Consider the following 17,705-nt stretch of genomic DNA (forward strand, 5'->3'; position numbering starts at 1 on the left):
AGAAGGTAGAGCAATGCAGGAGCAATTGCCGAGAACAACTAAATAGCGAATTTTTTGCCTAGCTATCAACATGCTTTTCCATCCTCAAAATAGATCACTTAATTAAGCGAATTGGTATAACTTGCATAAATACATTCGGTTAGTAAATGCAGTTAGCAAACACAAAAAAGCCCGCTAAATTAGCGGGCTATTTAAATTAATAACAAATATTAATTACAGACGGTCAATTACTGATTGAGTGAAATCAGTTGTGCCGTGGCTGCCGCCTAAATCACGAGTTGTACGGTCGCCTGATTTAATTACATCGGCAACAGCACTACGAATACGCTCTGCCGTGTCGCCCATATCTAAATGCTCAAGCATTTGGATAGATGCTAAAATTACAGATGTAGGGTTAGCTAGGTTTTTGCCAGCAATATCTGGTGCACTACCGTGTACAGCTTCAAAAATTGCAGCGTCTTCACCAATGTTAGCACCTGGTGCCATACCTAAGCCACCAACTAAGCCAGCACAAAGGTCAGATAAAATATCACCGAATAAGTTAGTCGTTACTATCACGTCAAACTCTTCAGGTGTCATTACCAGTTTCATACACGTTGCATCAACAATCATTTCATTTGATTCAATTTGTGGGTAACGCTCAGCTACTTCACGTGCTACTTTTAAAAACAAACCAGATGTTGATTTTAAAATGTTAGCTTTATGAACAGCAGTTACTTTTTTACGACCTTCACGTACCGCTAGCTCATATGCAAAAGTTACGATTTTTTCTGCGCCTTCACGCGTAATTATCGATTTTGCTTCTGCTTCATTACCGTCTTCACTTACAATTTGGCCTGCACCTGAGTACATACCTTGCGTGTTTTCACGAATAGTAATGATATCAATATCGTCGTAACGCGCTTTAGTACCAACAAATGATTTAACAGGGCGTACGTTAGCGTATAAACCAAATTGCTTACGAAGTGTTACGTTAATAGATGTAAAACCTTCACCTACAGGCGTTGTTAATGGGCCTTTAAGAGTGATTTTGTTTCTAGCTATTGTATCAACCGTGTCTTGTGGAAGTAACTCACCTGTTTTTTCAAGTGCAGCTAGGCCAGCATCAACAAATTCATAATCAAAGTCGCAGCCTGCGGCTTTTAATATTTCAAGTGCTGAGTCGATAATGCTCGGACCGATGCCGTCGCCTTTGATCACTGTGATGGTTTGTTTGGCCATTGACTTTTCCTTTAAAGAGTTTGATTTGCACATAAATTATTACCCTGAGAGGGTAATCGCTTGTTAGATCATTTATGTGAACGTGCTTGAAAATTTAAGGGCGAATTTATACCAGTTTATCACCCATTTTGCTAGTTTATACAAAAAATACTGGGTATACACGAAAGTTATAATTGGTATAAAGACGTTAAATAGGTTTTCATAAATCAAATACTATCAAATAGCTCAAGAGATTCTAAATTTTGATAAAAATCTGCTGGATTGTGCCAATTGAGTATTTTTAGCTGTTCATTCAACGTTTGCTGCTGCCACGGAGTTAGCGAAATTTCGGGTTTAAACACACTCTGAGCAACAATCTTAAGTGTGATCCAAACTTTATGAGAGTCAGTTAAGTGTTTTTTAGGTGTTTGCTCTGCTTCTAATAGTGCTGCTGTCCATGGGTTATCACTCAATAAATGAGTAAGCTGTTGTGTTAGTTGTTCGGTGTTAATTGCATTTACCCCAAAAAAGGAGCAAATAGGGGCACTCAATGTTTTATTTGGTGTGTCGTCAATCAGCGTTTTACGAGAAAGCTGTGTACTGCATTGCGTTAATAAAAAATGGGCGTAAGCGTATAAAGGTAAAGTGATGTGCTCAAACTGGTCGTGATCATTTTTACTAACCAATAAAGCCATTATTTTTACTAACCCATTTAATCTGTTAGTCACGTAGGCTTGCAATGGATGTGGGGTAACATTAACTAATTGTTCAAAAACAACCCGTTGAATTATTGCAGGTGCATTATAATAACCGACCATCGATAAACTATGTTTTAAGTCTTTTGCGGGCTGATGTTCTTTATTATATGGTTTTACAGCCTCGCATAAATTAGCAATTACGAGAGGGTGGGGCGCCATCAGCAGGCTTAATCCTTTATAGCTGTATTCGTGCTGTAACTTAATATTACTTATTAGCTCAAGTAAAGATTGTGCCTTATCAACCTCAAGCTCACTTTGTGGTTTTACATGTTCACTGTTAAATACTTTGAAGCTAATGGTTTTATCAGTGCAATGCCATTGTTTTGGATTATCGTTAAGCGTTGCTTTTACTCTGTACCAGCTTAATTTATTTGGATTTGCTGTACTAATTAAAACATGGCGTTGTTGTGCATCAGTTGCTAAATAAATCATGGTTTGCTCAGCGTATAAAACGCGGCTTCCCGGTAATAATGGCCCTAAATGCGCTATTAGTGATTTAATTAATTGCAGTGCGAACAAGTTAGGTGTGCGAATGTACAAATCGGTAAGTGCTTTATATAAGCTAATATGTTTATTAGCCGTGTTGCTCGTAATGTTCATGCTAATAATATTTGCTAGAGCAATCAGCGTTATGCCCCCATCGTAAAGCATTATTTTAGGAGCACTTACCAATGCTTGTTTATACTTATTTAATTTAGCTAGTAACTGCGTAACAGGTTTTGCTGAATCGCCACTAGCTAACATTACTTTTGCTGCTAACTGATGACGCATTTTCCAAATTTTTTTATCAGAATCTTGAAAAGGTGTTTGCTCGCAAAGCTTGTTTAATTGCGCTCCAACACATAAATGTTCAATGAGTGTAGCGGCTATGTATAGCTCACTTAAGGCACTATTATAATTTTGAGATTTACACAGGGCAGCAGTTATGACGCTCTGACTAACAACTAAATTTGTTGCATAAGAATAACTTGGATTATAAAGCGTTAATCGGGATTGTAATGCGAATGGCTGTTTGCTGTAGAGCACTCTATATTGCTCAGCTAGCTTACTTGCCATTGGATATAGAGCTGTCCATTTTTGTTTATTGTTATAATAACTTAAAAACAGCTGCGTATTATTAAGCAGCTGCTCTAAGATAGTTGAAACAGCTTCATCCATTAAACCTTCACCTAATTTTGTTCTTGGTATTTATTGTATGCACTCGGGCCCCATAAAAACAGCTGCCCATTTTTAAATAATAGGCCAGTACATTCATCCATAGTGGTAATACCGTCAGATGTTTTATGTTGTGTACGATAAAAAACTATCTGATATACTTGTTCACCATCTCGTTTGGCATAAGTAAGATCGGGGCTGCCTAAGTAATCAAGAACACTATTTAGTGTTGTTGGCTGCTCAAGTGATAGTTTTTCGATGTAACGTTTATTGAAAGCCTCTCGGTCTTGCCAAATCATAGCTTGAGGATCGTCTTTATAAAAGGTAATCACCAATGCAGCTATCAGTGCATATAGCCCTAAACCTAAAATTAAATATCGGATAAATTTTTTCAATATGGCTTACTCTGACTCCGGTAACTAATATCAGTATACGTTTTGTAATGTTTAGAGGCTATTAACTTGCGACTAATTAAGTCTTAACTGCTTTAAACTAAAACCTAAATTTATATCGGTGCGTAAACTAACCAAGTGCTTTGAAATTACGTACATATCCATATTAGCGGCTAACTTTGCTTTAATACTCGGGCTTAGAGACTCATCTTCGGCTGCTTGTTCAATTGAGTTATAGTTATTAACTATTTGCTGCGCAGATTTAGTACCTATTCCTTTAACTCCCGGAATATCATTTGTTTTATCGCCCGCTAATGCCCAAAAATCAACGAGTTTATTTTGCTCAACACCAAAACGCTCTTTTATACTTGTCTCATCTAGATAGAGCTTTTTAAAGTAATCGTAAACTGTAATGTAAGGGCCAATATAAGGTAAAAAGCCTTTATCAGTAGAAACAACAGTGCTCGTTATTTGATTATTTGATGCCTTAAAGGCAAGCGTTGCAATAATATCATCAGCTTCATCGTTAATAGGCTCAAATACTACAATACCTGTTTCTTCAATTGCGGTTTTAAAGTGCTCTAAGGCATCTTTTAGCACTTGAGGCATTGGCGCGCGTGAATGTTTGTAGTCTTTATAAAAATGATAACGCCAGCTTTTGTCACCATCGAACACAGCAATGGCATGGGTTGCATTACTCGTATCTAAAAGCTTTTTACAGGCGTGGGCTACACGTGCACAGCACGTTTGTATCATTTGCTCGTCGCTATGATGTTTTTGATTCGCGTCAACGGCGTAAATGCGCCTAATTAAATTAAGCGCATCTATAAGAAGTAAATGGGGTTTCAAACTATAAAACTCATGCTTTTATTTTGTAACATGGAACATATTTACTACCAGGGAGCTTCATGCGACCCTGATCAACAAATGCCTGTAATAATTTATCCATATTTGTCATAAGGGCAGGTTCGCCACTTAAAATGTATGGACCGTTTTGTTTAATGGCTCTAACGCCTTCGTCTTTTACATTACCAGCAACAATACCAGAGAAAGCTCTACGCAAATTAGCCGCGAGTAGCTGTTTAGGCTGATCAAGGTGTAAATCTAAACTTGCCATATTTTCATGTGTTGGTGCAAAAGGTTGTTGAAAGTCGTTATCTATTTTTAATGTCCAGTTAAAGTAGTAGGCATCACCTTCACTTTTACGGTAATCACGAACATTAGCCATCGATGACTTTAGTTTTTGACCGACTAATTCAGGATTATCAATAATAACTTCAAACTTATCCAACGCTTCCTTACCAAGGGTCATTTCAACGAACTCGCATAGCTCTTTAAAGTACGCCTCGCTTTGTTTGGGGCCAGTTAAAATAACAGGTAAACATTGTTTAGTATTATCTGGGTGCAACAATATGCCTAATAAATATAACAACTCTTCAGCAGTACCTGCGCCACCAGGAAAAATGATAATTGCGTGAGCTGTTCTAATAAAAGCTTCAAGGCGTTTTTCAATATCAGGTAAAATAACGAGTTCGTTTACAATAGGATTTGGTGGCTCGGCAGCAATAATGCTTGGCTCTGTTAAACCTAAGTAGCGATTATCGGTGTTACGTTGCTTTGCGTGGCCAATAGTTGCGCCTTTCATTGGGCCTTTCATGGCACCAGGACCACAACCGGTACAAATATTTAATCCACGTAAACCAAGTTCGTAACCTACTTGTTTTGTGTACTTATATTCAACCTCGTTTATTGAATGTCCGCCCCAGCAAACAACCATGTTAGGCTCGCTTTTAACACGCAGTGCACCTGCATTTCTGAGCATATCGAACACCATATGGGTTATGGCTTTTTGCTCTTTTAAATCTTTTTCGTATTTTTGACAAATAAACAAAATATCACGAATAACAGAAAATATATGTTCGTGAATACCGGTAATTATTTCGCCATCAACAAATGCGGTTTCGGGTGGGTTTTCAAGTTCAATTTTAATACCTCGTTCGCGGCTTACTAAACGAATATCAAAATCTTTGTATTTGTTGTATATATCGTTACTGTCGTCGGTATGACTACCTACATTGAGGACTGCAAGTACGCAGTTTCTAAATAATTTATAACGCTCACTCGCAGACGATTGCTCTAATAAATCAACTTCTAATTGCGACAGTAAATCTAAAACCCCAGTTGGGTTTAACTGTATTAACATAGACGTGCTCCTACTACTAAATCGTAAAACTACTTGTCATAAAAGTTATAATAGCTATGACATTATTTACTGGTACAAAGTCTATCTCGCCCTGAATTTTTGGCTTCGTAAAGTGCATCATCAGCTCTATCAAATGCCTTTAATAGGGTATCGCCTTTTTTAAATTGAGTTGCACCTACCGAAATAGTGATCTCAATTTGTTTTTCTCTAAATTTAAAAGGTATATTTTTAATTACCTTTCTTACTTTATCCAGGGGTAATGTTGCGTTTTCTAGCGACACACCTGGCATTAATAGCACAAATTCTTCACCGCCATAACGCGCTATAAAATCAGACTTTCTTACTGATTTTTGCAACGCTTTTGATATAACTTGTAAGGTAATATCACCTGCGGTGTGGCCAAATCTATCATTGATAGATTTAAAGTGGTCAACATCAATAACTGCAAGCGTAACATCTGATGGCTGCACATTAAACAAATGCATTTCGTGATTGTAACGTTCGTCAAATGCAGCCCGGTTAGGCAGTTTTGTAAGTCCATCTAGTAAGCTTTTAAAGCGCTGTTCGTTTAAGCGTTTTTTATACGTTGTTAACTTATCTTCTAAAGTAACAATTCGAGTATTTATTTCATTAAAGCTAGCGCTAAGCATTTCTCTGTCTTTTCGTTCTAACTTTTCTTTTGCTATAAAATCTTCGCTTATTGATTTTAATTCGTTATCTACGAGTTCTTTTAAAGATGAGATTGATGTAGCTTTTTGCGTTTGCTCATTAAGATTTTTTATTTTTAGTTCAATGCTTTTATTAAGTGAGTCAAACTCAACTTCCATAGACTCAGAGTGCTTGCTAGTTGAGACGATAGAGTTATGAAGATCTTCGAGGGTTTGATTTAATGAAACTAAAAAGCTTTGCGCGGATTTACGCTCTTTACTTATATTTTTTACCACTACATCAATAATACTAATTGCAACATCGAGTAATGAATCGATTGAGTCACTTTCTGTAATATTATTTTTTATATTATTAATTTGTAGCGTAGCTTCTTCTTCAAGTATAAGTTCATTAGCGAGCTCAAGCAGTTTTTTTGCACGCGCCTGTTTTACAGGGCGCTGCTGATCAACTTGAGGGTCTTGTTTGGTAAGCAACGCTTCATGATAAAAGCTAATAAGTTGATCAAGTAGCGGAATGTAACCATGAGTTGAATGAACGTTATTAATCTCGTGATCGAGTAAATTTCTTAGAGTTCTACGAGTATCGTCAGGTAAACCTTTGGTTTTTTGTAATTGTTTACCGGCACTTTGCACACTGTTGTATAAATTACGTTGCTGAGCTTGTTGAATCGATTCTTGGTTTTTAAGTAGGATTAAAGTTTCACTAATAAGGGGAGCAAGGTTTTCAAAACTCATGCCTTTATTAAGCGCACTTCTAAATTTGGCGAGGCGATTATCTAACTCGATATCTAGTCCTTTACAGCTCAACGATAGTTTAGCTGTAAAGTCACATAGAACATCTACTTGATGTTTACGAGCGCTCTCAACAGCCATACGCGCATCAATTGCTTGTTTTAGCTTTTTATCTGTTGCGTTAGATCTTTGTGACACCTAAGCATACCGCCATCAAATTAATTTCATTATCTTCAGTTTACAACAAATTTTTATTATGTGTAGTTATCTAGTAAAAAACTTAGAAATTTTAATAAGCTACTACTTATAAACTCGTATATAGGGTCATTTATCGTATTTAATTCACTTTTAAATAGGGGCTTGTTAGTCTTGTAAGCAATTAAGTTTCCACTAAGAGTCTCTATGAAAAAGTTATTAGCCCTTTCAATTTTAGCTGCATGTTCAGCGCCTGTATTTGCCGATGTAAATTATTCTTTAGAAATCTCGCAACCACAGCATCATTTAGGTGATGTAAGTGTTGAGTTTCCAAAAACAGCGCAAGCACACCTTGATATAAAACTTCCTGCGTGGCGCACGGGTCGCTACGAAATGTTAAATCTTGCAAATGGCATTCGCTACTTCAAAGCCAAAGATGAAGATGGCAAAGAACTAAAATGGGAAAAAATAGATCACAGTACATGGCGTGTACATCTTAATGAACCTACAGAAGTAAATGTTGACTACCAGGTGTATGCAAATGAGCTTGGTAAACGTGCTCGCCACATTGACGACAGCCATGCATTTATAGATGCGTCAGGCTTTTTTATGTTTAGTGAATCATTTCGCCAAGAGCCTGTAACCATTAATTTAGACGTGCCTAAAAAGTGGCGTTCTGTATCGGGTATGAATAATTTAAAAGGCAAAAATTCATTTAAAGCAGCTGATTACGATGTACTTGTTGATTCACCAATCGAAACGGGTATTAACCAACTACACACATTTGAAGTAGAAGGGCGTGAATATGATTTAGTTATATGGGGCGATGGTAACTACGATGTAGAGCTAATGCTTACCGATCTTAAAAAATTAGTTGCCACGGGTAATGTAATTTGGGATGGCTATCCGTATGAGCGTTATGTATTTATGGTGCATGCAACATCAGGAGCTGGTGGTGCAACAGAGCATTTAAACTCAACAATTATTCAACGACCACGTGACCGATTTGGTAGCCGCGAAGATTACTTAGGTTTTATTAGCACCGCTGCGCATGAGTTTGTTCATACATGGAATGTTAAAGCATATCGCCCTCAAGGTTTAGTGCCATACGATTACACTAATATGAACTATTCAAAACTGCTGTGGATTGCAGAAGGTTCAACAAGTTACTTTGAAGATCATTTATTAGTGCGCTCAGGCATTCAAACAACAGATGAATTTTTTAAAGTAATGAGTAAAACCATTAACCGTCATTTGCAAACACCGGGCCGTGAAGTGCAAAGCGCAAGCGAAACAAGCTTTGATAAATGGATTAATCAAGGTGGCGATCACGCACGTAACTACAGCACCAATATTTATTCAGAAGGTTCGTTACTTTCACTTGCTTTAGATATTGACTTACTAGAAAAAAGCCAAGGTAAAATAAGCTATCGCGACGTGCACAAAGCACTTTATAACAATCATAAAATGCCCGCTGGATTTACAGATACAGATGTACTTAATATCTTAAAAGATTTAACAGGACGTGATTATTCAAGCTGGTGGCAAGAAAATGTAGAGTCGCCTGCAAGTATTAACTTTGACGATTTACTTACTAAAGTAGGTTTAAAGTTTGAGCGTCCTGAAAAAGCAAAAGCACTTGCAAGTATTGATGCTACCGCCAAAAATACGGGTGAATTACTGACGTTAAGTTATGTACGCCGTGGTGGCAGTGCGTGGAAAGCGGGTTTAACTACCGATGATAAAATTGTCGCTATAAACAAACATCACGTAGGTAAAGATTTAAAAACTAGCCTAGAAACGTTTAAGGCAGGCGACAAAGTAACCGTTGACTATCTTCGTCGCGATGCACTTGAAAGCTTAACATTAGTATTATCAGAAGATTTCGATAAGCCTAAAAAAGTAGTTGCTGATAAAGAGGCAACGCCACAGCAAAAAGCACTATTCAAAGCATGGATTGGCGTGGAACATCCAAATGATGTGACAAAAAAATAAATTCAGTTTTTATAGCGTTTAAATACAGTTAACAATTATTAAAAAAGAGCTTCGGCTCTTTTTTTGTTTTGTATAATGGCGTATATAATGTACATGGAAATTTAATATTAAAATTAAATTTAATTATTATTTGGTGTTTTTTATTACTAAATAAAATTACTTATGGATATAGCCTCAAAATGAAATTAGACGACGTTGCTTCAGACTTAACCAACTAATTTGTAATTAACGACTATTTGCATCAGTTATTTGATGCGGTAAATGTTATTTCTGTTCAAGGTTATGACAATGAACGTCGTGTTATTTATTGGAATGAAGGCAGTGAGCGACTTTATGGCTATACCAAAGAAGAAGCCATAGGGCAAAAAATAGAAGATCTTATAATTCCAGAGCCAATGTGTGAATTTGTTATTGACGCGCACAGTGATTGGGTAAAAAAAGATATAGAAATTCCAGCGTCTGAAATTATCTTACAAGACAAGGATGGAAACAACGTATCGGTTTTTTCCAGCCATGTTATGTTTACAAATCAATATAATACAAAACAAATGTACTGTATTGATATCGATTTGTCAGATGTGAAAAAAGCACAAGCAGAGGCTTCATTTAATGAGGATATGCTAAAAACCATTTTTGGGGCAATCCCTGATTTATTTTTCTTGATGGAAAATGATGGAACTATCCTAGAGTATCATGCGAGCAATGAAACCGATCTTTATACCAAGCCAAAGCAGTTTATTGGTAAAAAGATGGGAGATGTATTACCTGAGGAAGTAGCCAAAAAATTTGAAACTTATATCAGCCTTGTATTAGAAAAAGAGCAGATGATGAGCTTTAAATACGAGCTAGCTTTGCCCCATGGGCTCGTTTTTTTTGAAGCAAGAATAAATAAAATAACAGAACATAACCAGTTAATGGTTATTATTCGAGATATTACAGAACAGCATAAATCAGATGAAATAATTAGACATCAAGCGTATTACGATAGTCTAACTTTACTACCAAATCGTTTTTTAGCACTTGATCGTTTGTCGCAATTACTTATTGAAGCACAAAGAAATAACGAAAAAGCGGCAGTACTGTTTTTGGATTTAGATGATTTTAAAAAAATAAACGACTCTTTAGGCCATGAAACAGGAGACAAACTTTTAATTGAATCAGCGCAAAGGCTGCAAGAGGCACTTCGAAAAGACGACACGGTAGGGCGACTCGGTGGAGATGAGTTTATCGTATTACTAAGAGGTATAACTGATCACCATGCAGCGCTAAAAATTACTGAAAAGCTGCTCAATAACTTTAGAGCTCCTTTTAAAATTGAAGGCCGGGAGCACATACTTACAGCGAGTATTGGTGTAGCCATATATCCTGAAAATGGCACTACAGTCGCTGATTTACTACGAAATGCCGATACAGCAATGTATCAAGCAAAATCATATGGTCGTAATACTTATTCATTTTTTACTAAAAAAATGAACGTAATTATTCAGCGCCGACTAGTAATAGAAGAGCAGATGCGTGACGCCCTTGAACGCAATGAATTCGAGCTATTCTACCAGCCCCAATTTGACGCCAAAAATAAACACATCATTGGTGCAGAAGCGTTATTACGTTGGCATAACCCTGTGTTAGGTAATGTAACACCTGATGAGTTTATACCTATTGCCGAAAATACAGGATTAATTGTACCTATTGGCAAGTTTGTAATTAGCCAAGCTTTACACTTTTTAAACACATGGCAAAGTACCTGTAAACGCCAACAAAAATATACAATGGCTGTTAACTTATCACCTCGCCAATTTAGAGACGTAGGACTACTCAGTTTTATTCAAAACTCATTGAGTGAAGCAAACGTAAACCCCGAAAGTTTAGAGCTTGAAATAACTGAGGGAGTATTGATGAGTTGCCACACTAATGTTGTTGATATACTGACTGAAATTACTGCATTAGGCATTAACTTATCAATGGATGACTTTGGTACAGGTTATTCGTCATTAAGTTATTTGAGAGAATACCCTTTTAATGTACTCAAAATAGATAGAAGTTTTATTGACGGTATTGTACTAAACAATGAAGATTGTAATCTCGTAAAGGCAATTATTGCTATGTCACACAGCTTAGGACTGACAGTGGTAGCCGAAGGTGTAGAAACAAAAGAGCAGCATACTTTATTGAACGAATTGGGTTGTGATTTTATGCAAGGCTTCTATTTTAGTAAACCAATACCAGCAAAACAGTTTCTTGATTTTTCGATGAATTTTGATAAAAAGTAAGATTAAACACTCGATTGTAACAATTCATTGCACGGCTATTGACCTTATTGTCCCATCGCGAGTAACCTGTTATAGAAACAAATAAAAAGGATTCTATAATGCGTTTAAAACCTCTTGTAGCTACATTAGTAGCTACATTTTCTTTATCACTTTCAAGTAGTGCCATAGCCGACGAAGGCATGTGGCAACCACACCAACTTCCAGAGTTAGAGTCAATATTAAAAGCCAAAGGGCTTGAAATTGATGTTGAATCTATTTCTAAATTAACCGAATTCCCAATGAATGCAGTAATTAGCCTAGGTGGTTGTACAGCATCGTTTGTATCGCCTAAGGGTTTAGTTGTGTCAAACCATCACTGTGTTTATGGCTCGGTTCAGTACAACTCAACGCCTGAGAACAATATTTTAGAAAATGGCTTTTTAGCTAAAAGTCCTAAAGAAGATTTACCTGCAGCGCCGGGCTCACGCGTATATGTAACAAAAACGGTTACCAACGTAACAGATGAAGTAATTAAAGGTACTAACGAGTTAACAGCAAAAGCACGCTACGACGCACTCGAAAAAAATGAAAAAGCGCTAGTAGCCCAATGTGAAGCCGACGAAAGCTATCGTTGTAACGTGTATTCGTTTCATGGTGGTTTAGAGTTTTACCTAATTAAGTCACTTGAAATTAAAGACGTACGCTTAACTTATGCACCGGCAATGGGCGTAGGTAAATACGGCGGCGATATAGATAACTGGATGTGGCCGCGCCACACAGGCGACTTTGGATTTTACCGCGCTTATGTAGGCAAAGATGGAAAACCTGCAGAGTACAGCGAAGACAACGTACCTTACGTACCTGACTCTTACCTAAAAGTAAGTGCCAAAGGCGTGCAAGAAGGCGACTTTGTAATGGTTACAGGCTACCCAGGGCGTACTAACCGCTACCGTATAGCAACAGAGGTAGATAACGTATTTAACGACAGTTACCCTAAAGCACGCGTTCATAACTCAAAATACGTGTCGCTTATCGAAGAAAACTCAGAAGACGGCAGTAAAGCGCGTATTGCTTATGAAAGCACCATTGCAGGTTATAACAACTATATTAAAAACTATGGTTCGATGATCGAAAGCTTCAATAAAGGCACTATGCTTGAGCGCAAAAAACAGTTTGAGCAAGAGCTAACACAATGGATCAATAGTGATGGTGAGCGTAAAGAACAATACGGAAGCGTATTAGATGAGCTATCTGATCTAATTGCACAATCACAAGAGCACAGTGAACGCGACAGAATGTTAGGTTATGTACATCGCTCACAAATGATCAGCACAGCACGACGTTTATACCGCCTAGCTTATGAAAAACAAAAGCCAAATAGCGAACGTGAATCTGGTTATCAAGAACGTGACTTACCTCGCATTAAAGCAGGGCTTGAGCGTATGACGCGCCGTTATGATAGCAAAGTAGACAAAGCTATTTTACTGCACTTTTTAGAACTGTATGCAGCACTTCCAAAAGAAGAGCGTTTTAGCGACGTTGATAACGTATTTAAAGTACAAAATGGGTTTGATAAAGCAACCCAAAGCGCGTTACTTGATAGCATGTATGAGCAGTCAAGACTCGATAATGCCACTGTTCGCAATTCATTATTTGAGCAATCGTTTAGCCAGCTAAATCAAAGCCAAGACCCATTTGTGCAGTACGCTAAAGCAATCTTTAAAGTAATGAAAGCACAGGAAGATAAATCAAAAGCACTTGCAGGTAAATTACAAGCAGCTCGCCCCGAGCTAATGAGCGCAATAATTGCGTTTAACAAAGCTAAAAACAAACCTGTATACGCCGATGCCAACAGCACACTACGAGTAACCTATGGCACTGTAGGCGGCTACTCACCTCAAGACGGCTTGGTAGCAACACCTTTTACCTCGCTTGAAGGATTACTAGCTAAAAACACCGATGTTGACCCATTTAATGCACCTAAAAAGTTACAAGAGCAAATTAAAGCCAAGCTTTATGGTGATTACACGGGTGGCATGAATACAGTACCCGTTAACTTTTTATCAAATGTAGACACTACCGGTGGTAACTCAGGTTCGCCAACACTTAACGGTAAAGCAGAGCTTGTAGGCTTACTGTTCGACGGTGTTTACGAAAGTATTATTGGTGACTGGGATTACAACCCTGAGCTTAATCGCTCAATCCACGTTGATTCACGCTACATGCTGTGGGTAATGGATAAAGTAGATAATGCACAAAACTTGTTAGACGAAATGACAATCGTAAAATAAGTAATTAGTGAGATAAGAGAAGGGCGCTTACCGTAAAGGAAGCGCCTTTTTTGTTGATGTTTGATTCGTTTATTTATGGCTACTATTTGATTCGTTTATTTATGGCTACTAATTGCCAGCTATAAATATTATGCTTTCTGTAGCCTATATAAACATGTAAAAAAGAGGAAAGTTCCTCTTTTTTCACTAAATTAATGACTACTCACATAAATGACCGGTTATCGCTCAAAGCGGGGGCTTGCGTCAGTAAAATTTAGAATTGAAGCTTTGATTATAAATTTTTGGTACCTTATGAAATAAATTAAAAATTTCTACCTAGTTGTAATTGAATAGCTTTAATAATATCGTGTAAAACAGTCCGTATTTACTATAAAAAAGAAGAAATGCAAAATCTAGTCACTTTGATTTTTATTACTATATTAACAACGCTTGCTTTAGTAGCGATTTTATTTGTTAATAATTTTGGTGTTGGGTTTTCTAACAAGATAACCGACTGGTCAAATACTGCGACTTTATTTAGTGGTACTTTAACCCCCATACTCAGCTTTTGTAGCCTGCTACTCATTCTACATACATTGCGCCAGAATCACGATGCTCTACAAAACTCAAAAAACTCAATAGACCTCTCAGCAGCGCAACTTAATAGATCGGAAATACAAGCCAGATTAAGCAATTTTGAATCTTCATTTTATAGCTATATGAAATTTCTCACAGAGCTGGTTAATAATCTTTCTATTTCACGAACTCAAAACAGTGATTACCTTCATGACTTTAATTTCGATCATAGTTTATTTAATGAATTTAAAGGAGAATTTTTTGTAGATAATTTGGAAAATATTAATTTCGAAAAAGCTAAAGGAAATGAAGTATTTAAATCGATTGTTAATACTATTGAATGCGTTCACTACTGTTCTAATGGGAGAGGTAATTTAGCAGATATAACAAAATTAGTTCTTGAGATGGACGGAAGCTTTACAAGAAATTATCTTAAACTTCTTTGTTCAATACTTAACTTTGTTGATCAGGCTGATGGTATAGAATTTAAAGATATTTATTTTAATATTATTAAAGCCCAAATAAATGAATATGAAAAGTCTTTCATTTTTTTAGTCTTACTAGCAAATGATCCAAGCTTTAGGGACTTGAAAGAGCTAGTTGTTAAATACAGTCTTTTAGAAGATATTTCATGTATTATAGATGAAACAGGTTTAGATGGAATAACCCCACTTCAAATAAATATTGAAGAAGCATTACTTTCAAATTATGTAAGTGTAAATAATAACTGTTTTATAAGTGCATTCGGTGCAGAAACACTGCTTGGAAAACTCTCAGTGGAAGCCTATAAAAATGAAAACTAGCTCACTTATACAATATTCCTATCGAAGCTTTTGGTTATCTAATGCAGTATAAAAAAAGAAAAGGATTTAAGTTGTAACTCAGGCATCATTATCCAAACTTTTCAAAATTAGATATTGCTGGTTGCCGATTATTGTCTTAGTACCATTTGCGGACATTATAACTAACTCGTTTATGCCCCAAAACGAGTTAACATGAATGGTTTAGGTGTCTACTTTTGTGGAGTCAGATCATAACAACTGAAGAGCACCAAGAAAATTTCTGGCACTCTTCAGAGGAGGCTCATTAGAACTTACTGAAATTATTTATTAGCGGCTGCATGCGGTTGTGGATCTTTCGCCAGTACGGCTTTTGACTTGCTGCTAGAGTAAATGAAATATAGTGCAATGCCCAAGCAAACAATAGCTCCGAGTCGGCTCGGCGAGAATGGAATTGGTTCATTTCCCAGCCAACCGAAATTATCGATCAGCATACTCATGGTCAACTGCCCAAAAATGACGGCGACAGTGGCAACAGCTGCGCCAATGCGCTGAACGGCCAGTACCATAATAACGATATATGGCACACCAAACATTGCTCCCAGCAGTTGCCATTTAGGAACGTCCATCAGGGTCAAGGCGTGTTTAGGTTCGAAGAAAAAGATCAGCAACCCCGTCACTAGCGCTCCAATCGAAAATGTTAGGAACGCGCTTTTGAATACACCAACTTTACTTCCAAGCTGGCTGTTGATAGCCGCTTGAATACTCAGCATAGCTCCACCGATGATGGTGAGAATAATCATGATAATAGTCATAAAGTTACCTTAGCCTTGTGCAACCATAACCAGCGCTACAATGATAAAAATCAGCGCGATTATACGTTTAATGTCAATTTTTCTGTGTGGCGTACCAAGTAGGCCAAAGTGATCGATTATTAGGCTCTTAAAGACCTGACCTGCTAGGATGCCAATCATGGTCATGGCGATGCCGATTGCCGGCGTTGTTACGGTCAGGATAATAACGTAAATAGGTCCTAGTATGCCGCCAAGCAGTTGCCAAGATGGCTGTGCAAAGAACGATGGGCTGTTACGCGGGCTGAAAAATAGCATCAGCAAGAAAGTAAGCGCCGCGCCCACTCCAAATACACTAAAGGTGGCCCAGAGATCACCGACTTCCTCGCCTAGTGGTCCTAGCAATCCAGCCTCTATGGACAGCCCCATACCTCCGGCAATTACAATTAAAATTAGTATCAGTTGCATATCAATCTCCTGTGGTTCAGGTAGATAATGTTACGCCTTAACATGGATGAGAAAAATGCTACAATTAGATAAACACCTTTGCAGGATATGCATAAATGAGTAAACCTGAGAACATCAACATACGCGCCTTGATGATTTATATAAATGTTTATGAAACACAGAATTTCTCTGTGGTGGCACGGGGGAAAGGAATATCAGCCTCTCAGGTGTCGCGCGTTATCCATCAAATAGAAGATGCACTCGGACAACAACTCTTTTATCGTAATACTCGGGCAATCATTCCGACGGAAAGCGGCCACCTTTTTATCCGTTATGCACGTGCTATGACGAGCAGCTTGGAGGAGGCGCGACGAGAACTCAACGAAAGAACGCTAGAACCTTCAGGTATGGTCCGCATAAACGCACCGGTATTCTTTGGACAGCGACATGTAGCACCGGCGTTAGCTGGTCTAACTAAACGATATCCAAGGCTAAGCATTGATCTCACGCTGACCGATGATTACATCGATCCTCACCGGGATTCAGCTGACGTAATTTTCCGGATTGGCGTGCTAACAGACTCCTCATTTCATGCTCGTGTGTTTGGCCAGCAGTTCTATCATCTAGCTGCATCACCAGATTATATCCGTCGACACGGCATACCTGAATCACCTGAAGAGTTAATCCATCATAAATGCTTGGTCTATCGCGGTTCGTCAGGACCAAACCGCTGGCTGATGCGTAGGCACGGGGAGAAATGGGTGCACTATCCAGTATCGCCCCTTATGTCATCCAATAATGCTGAAACGTTGTTGATTGCTGCACTCGGGGGAATGGGGATCGTGCTGTTTCCTGATTGGCTGATTGGAGACCAACTCAAGCGAGGAGAACTAATCGTACTACTGCCGGAGCTGGATAAGTCTATAAAAACGGAGTCGCAACACATCGCGGCAATCTACCCGAATGCCCGTCATCCTTCGCTGAATGTTCGGGCGATTATCGATTACTACCTTGATTCGTTCGGTTCTCCGCTTTACTGGCAGTTTGAATAAGAGCTGGTCGCTAGAAACATCGCATGTGATTTGAATAAGTTTAATACCAAGTAAGATTCATACTGAGTGCTTTATCATGCTAAAAAGGCAGCGTTCGATAATTGGAGTACTGCTTTTCTAAAAAGTTTATGTCCAAAAGTGTTTTAGAGCGACTGTCCGCTTCTCGCTCTTATCCGCCTTTAACTTAAATCAAATCACCTCACCACCCTTTAATATATTTCATGTACATTTTATAACCAAGAA

At 37.9% G+C, this 17,705-nt stretch carries 13 protein-coding genes; 5 read left to right on the forward strand and 8 right to left on the reverse strand.

Annotation, left to right across the window (positions count from 1 at the left end):
* Nucleotides 1-213: 213 nt before the first annotated feature.
* The 6 genes from GQR53_RS01000 to GQR53_RS01025 form a co-directional block, all read right to left on the reverse strand.
* The gene (locus tag GQR53_RS01000; RefSeq protein WP_007580684.1) at nucleotides 214-1,221 is read right to left on the reverse strand and encodes an isocitrate dehydrogenase; all 1,008 of its coding nucleotides are present in this window, start codon (nucleotides 1,219-1,221) and stop codon (nucleotides 214-216) included.
* A gap of 206 nt (nucleotides 1,222-1,427) precedes the next feature.
* Complete coding sequence (locus tag GQR53_RS01005; RefSeq protein WP_165742625.1) at nucleotides 1,428-3,116, reverse strand: hypothetical protein; 1,689 nt, start codon at nucleotides 3,114-3,116, stop codon at nucleotides 1,428-1,430.
* Between the two features lie 11 nt (nucleotides 3,117-3,127).
* Nucleotides 3,128-3,511 carry a DUF3192 domain-containing protein gene (locus tag GQR53_RS01010; protein ID WP_165742684.1) on the reverse strand — a complete coding sequence of 128 codons (384 nt, stop codon included), beginning with the start codon at nucleotides 3,509-3,511 and terminating at the stop codon, nucleotides 3,128-3,130.
* A 69-nt stretch (nucleotides 3,512-3,580) separates the two neighbouring features.
* The gene (gene xni / locus GQR53_RS01015; protein ID WP_165742626.1) at nucleotides 3,581-4,354 is read right to left on the reverse strand and encodes a flap endonuclease Xni; all 774 of its coding nucleotides are present in this window, start codon (nucleotides 4,352-4,354) and stop codon (nucleotides 3,581-3,583) included.
* Between the two features lie 10 nt (nucleotides 4,355-4,364).
* Nucleotides 4,365-5,708 carry a nucleotide 5'-monophosphate nucleosidase PpnN gene (gene ppnN, locus GQR53_RS01020; protein ID WP_165742627.1) on the reverse strand — a complete coding sequence of 448 codons (1,344 nt, stop codon included), beginning with the start codon at nucleotides 5,706-5,708 and terminating at the stop codon, nucleotides 4,365-4,367.
* 62 nt (nucleotides 5,709-5,770) lie between these two features.
* Nucleotides 5,771-7,306 (reverse strand): GGDEF domain-containing protein, encoded by a 1,536-nt coding sequence (locus GQR53_RS01025; RefSeq protein ID WP_024596932.1) that lies wholly within the window; start codon nucleotides 7,304-7,306, stop codon nucleotides 5,771-5,773.
* A gap of 204 nt (nucleotides 7,307-7,510) precedes the next feature.
* On the opposite strand from GQR53_RS01025, the gene GQR53_RS01030 reads away from it, so the two are divergent.
* The 4 genes from GQR53_RS01030 (at nucleotide 7,511) to GQR53_RS01045 (ending at nucleotide 15,196) form a co-directional block, all read left to right on the forward strand.
* The gene (locus GQR53_RS01030) at nucleotides 7,511-9,298 is read left to right on the forward strand and encodes a PDZ domain-containing protein (protein ID WP_165742628.1); all 1,788 of its coding nucleotides are present in this window, start codon (nucleotides 7,511-7,513) and stop codon (nucleotides 9,296-9,298) included.
* Between the two features lie 224 nt (nucleotides 9,299-9,522).
* On the forward strand, nucleotides 9,523-11,568 hold the full coding sequence (locus GQR53_RS01035) for a bifunctional diguanylate cyclase/phosphodiesterase (protein WP_165742685.1): 2,046 nt from the start codon (nucleotides 9,523-9,525) through the stop codon (nucleotides 11,566-11,568).
* Between the two features lie 98 nt (nucleotides 11,569-11,666).
* Nucleotides 11,667-13,838: a S46 family peptidase gene (locus GQR53_RS01040; RefSeq protein ID WP_165742629.1), complete on the forward strand. Its 2,172-nt coding sequence runs from the start codon at nucleotides 11,667-11,669 to the stop codon at nucleotides 13,836-13,838.
* Nucleotides 13,839-14,221: 383 nt separating this feature from the next.
* Nucleotides 14,222-15,196, forward strand: a complete 975-nt coding sequence (locus GQR53_RS01045) for a putative phage abortive infection protein (RefSeq protein WP_165742630.1) — start codon at nucleotides 14,222-14,224, stop codon at nucleotides 15,194-15,196.
* Nucleotides 15,197-15,495: 299 nt separating this feature from the next.
* Here the strand turns inward: GQR53_RS01045 and GQR53_RS01050 are convergent, their stop codons facing one another.
* Complete coding sequence (locus GQR53_RS01050) at nucleotides 15,496-15,987, reverse strand: DMT family transporter (protein WP_024590358.1); 492 nt, start codon at nucleotides 15,985-15,987, stop codon at nucleotides 15,496-15,498.
* Between the two features lie 9 nt (nucleotides 15,988-15,996).
* Nucleotides 15,997-16,431 (reverse strand): DMT family transporter, encoded by a 435-nt coding sequence (locus GQR53_RS01055; protein WP_024590359.1) that lies wholly within the window; start codon nucleotides 16,429-16,431, stop codon nucleotides 15,997-15,999.
* Nucleotides 16,432-16,526: 95 nt separating this feature from the next.
* Between GQR53_RS01055 and GQR53_RS01060 the strand changes: the two genes are divergently transcribed.
* Nucleotides 16,527-17,462: a LysR family transcriptional regulator gene (locus GQR53_RS01060; protein WP_024590360.1), complete on the forward strand. Its 936-nt coding sequence runs from the start codon at nucleotides 16,527-16,529 to the stop codon at nucleotides 17,460-17,462.
* Nucleotides 17,463-17,705: the final 243 nt, after the last annotated feature.

The organism is Pseudoalteromonas sp. Z9A6 (assembly GCF_011378805.1).
In the GTDB taxonomy this organism is placed as follows: Bacteria; Pseudomonadota; Gammaproteobacteria; order Enterobacterales; family Alteromonadaceae; genus Pseudoalteromonas; species Pseudoalteromonas distincta.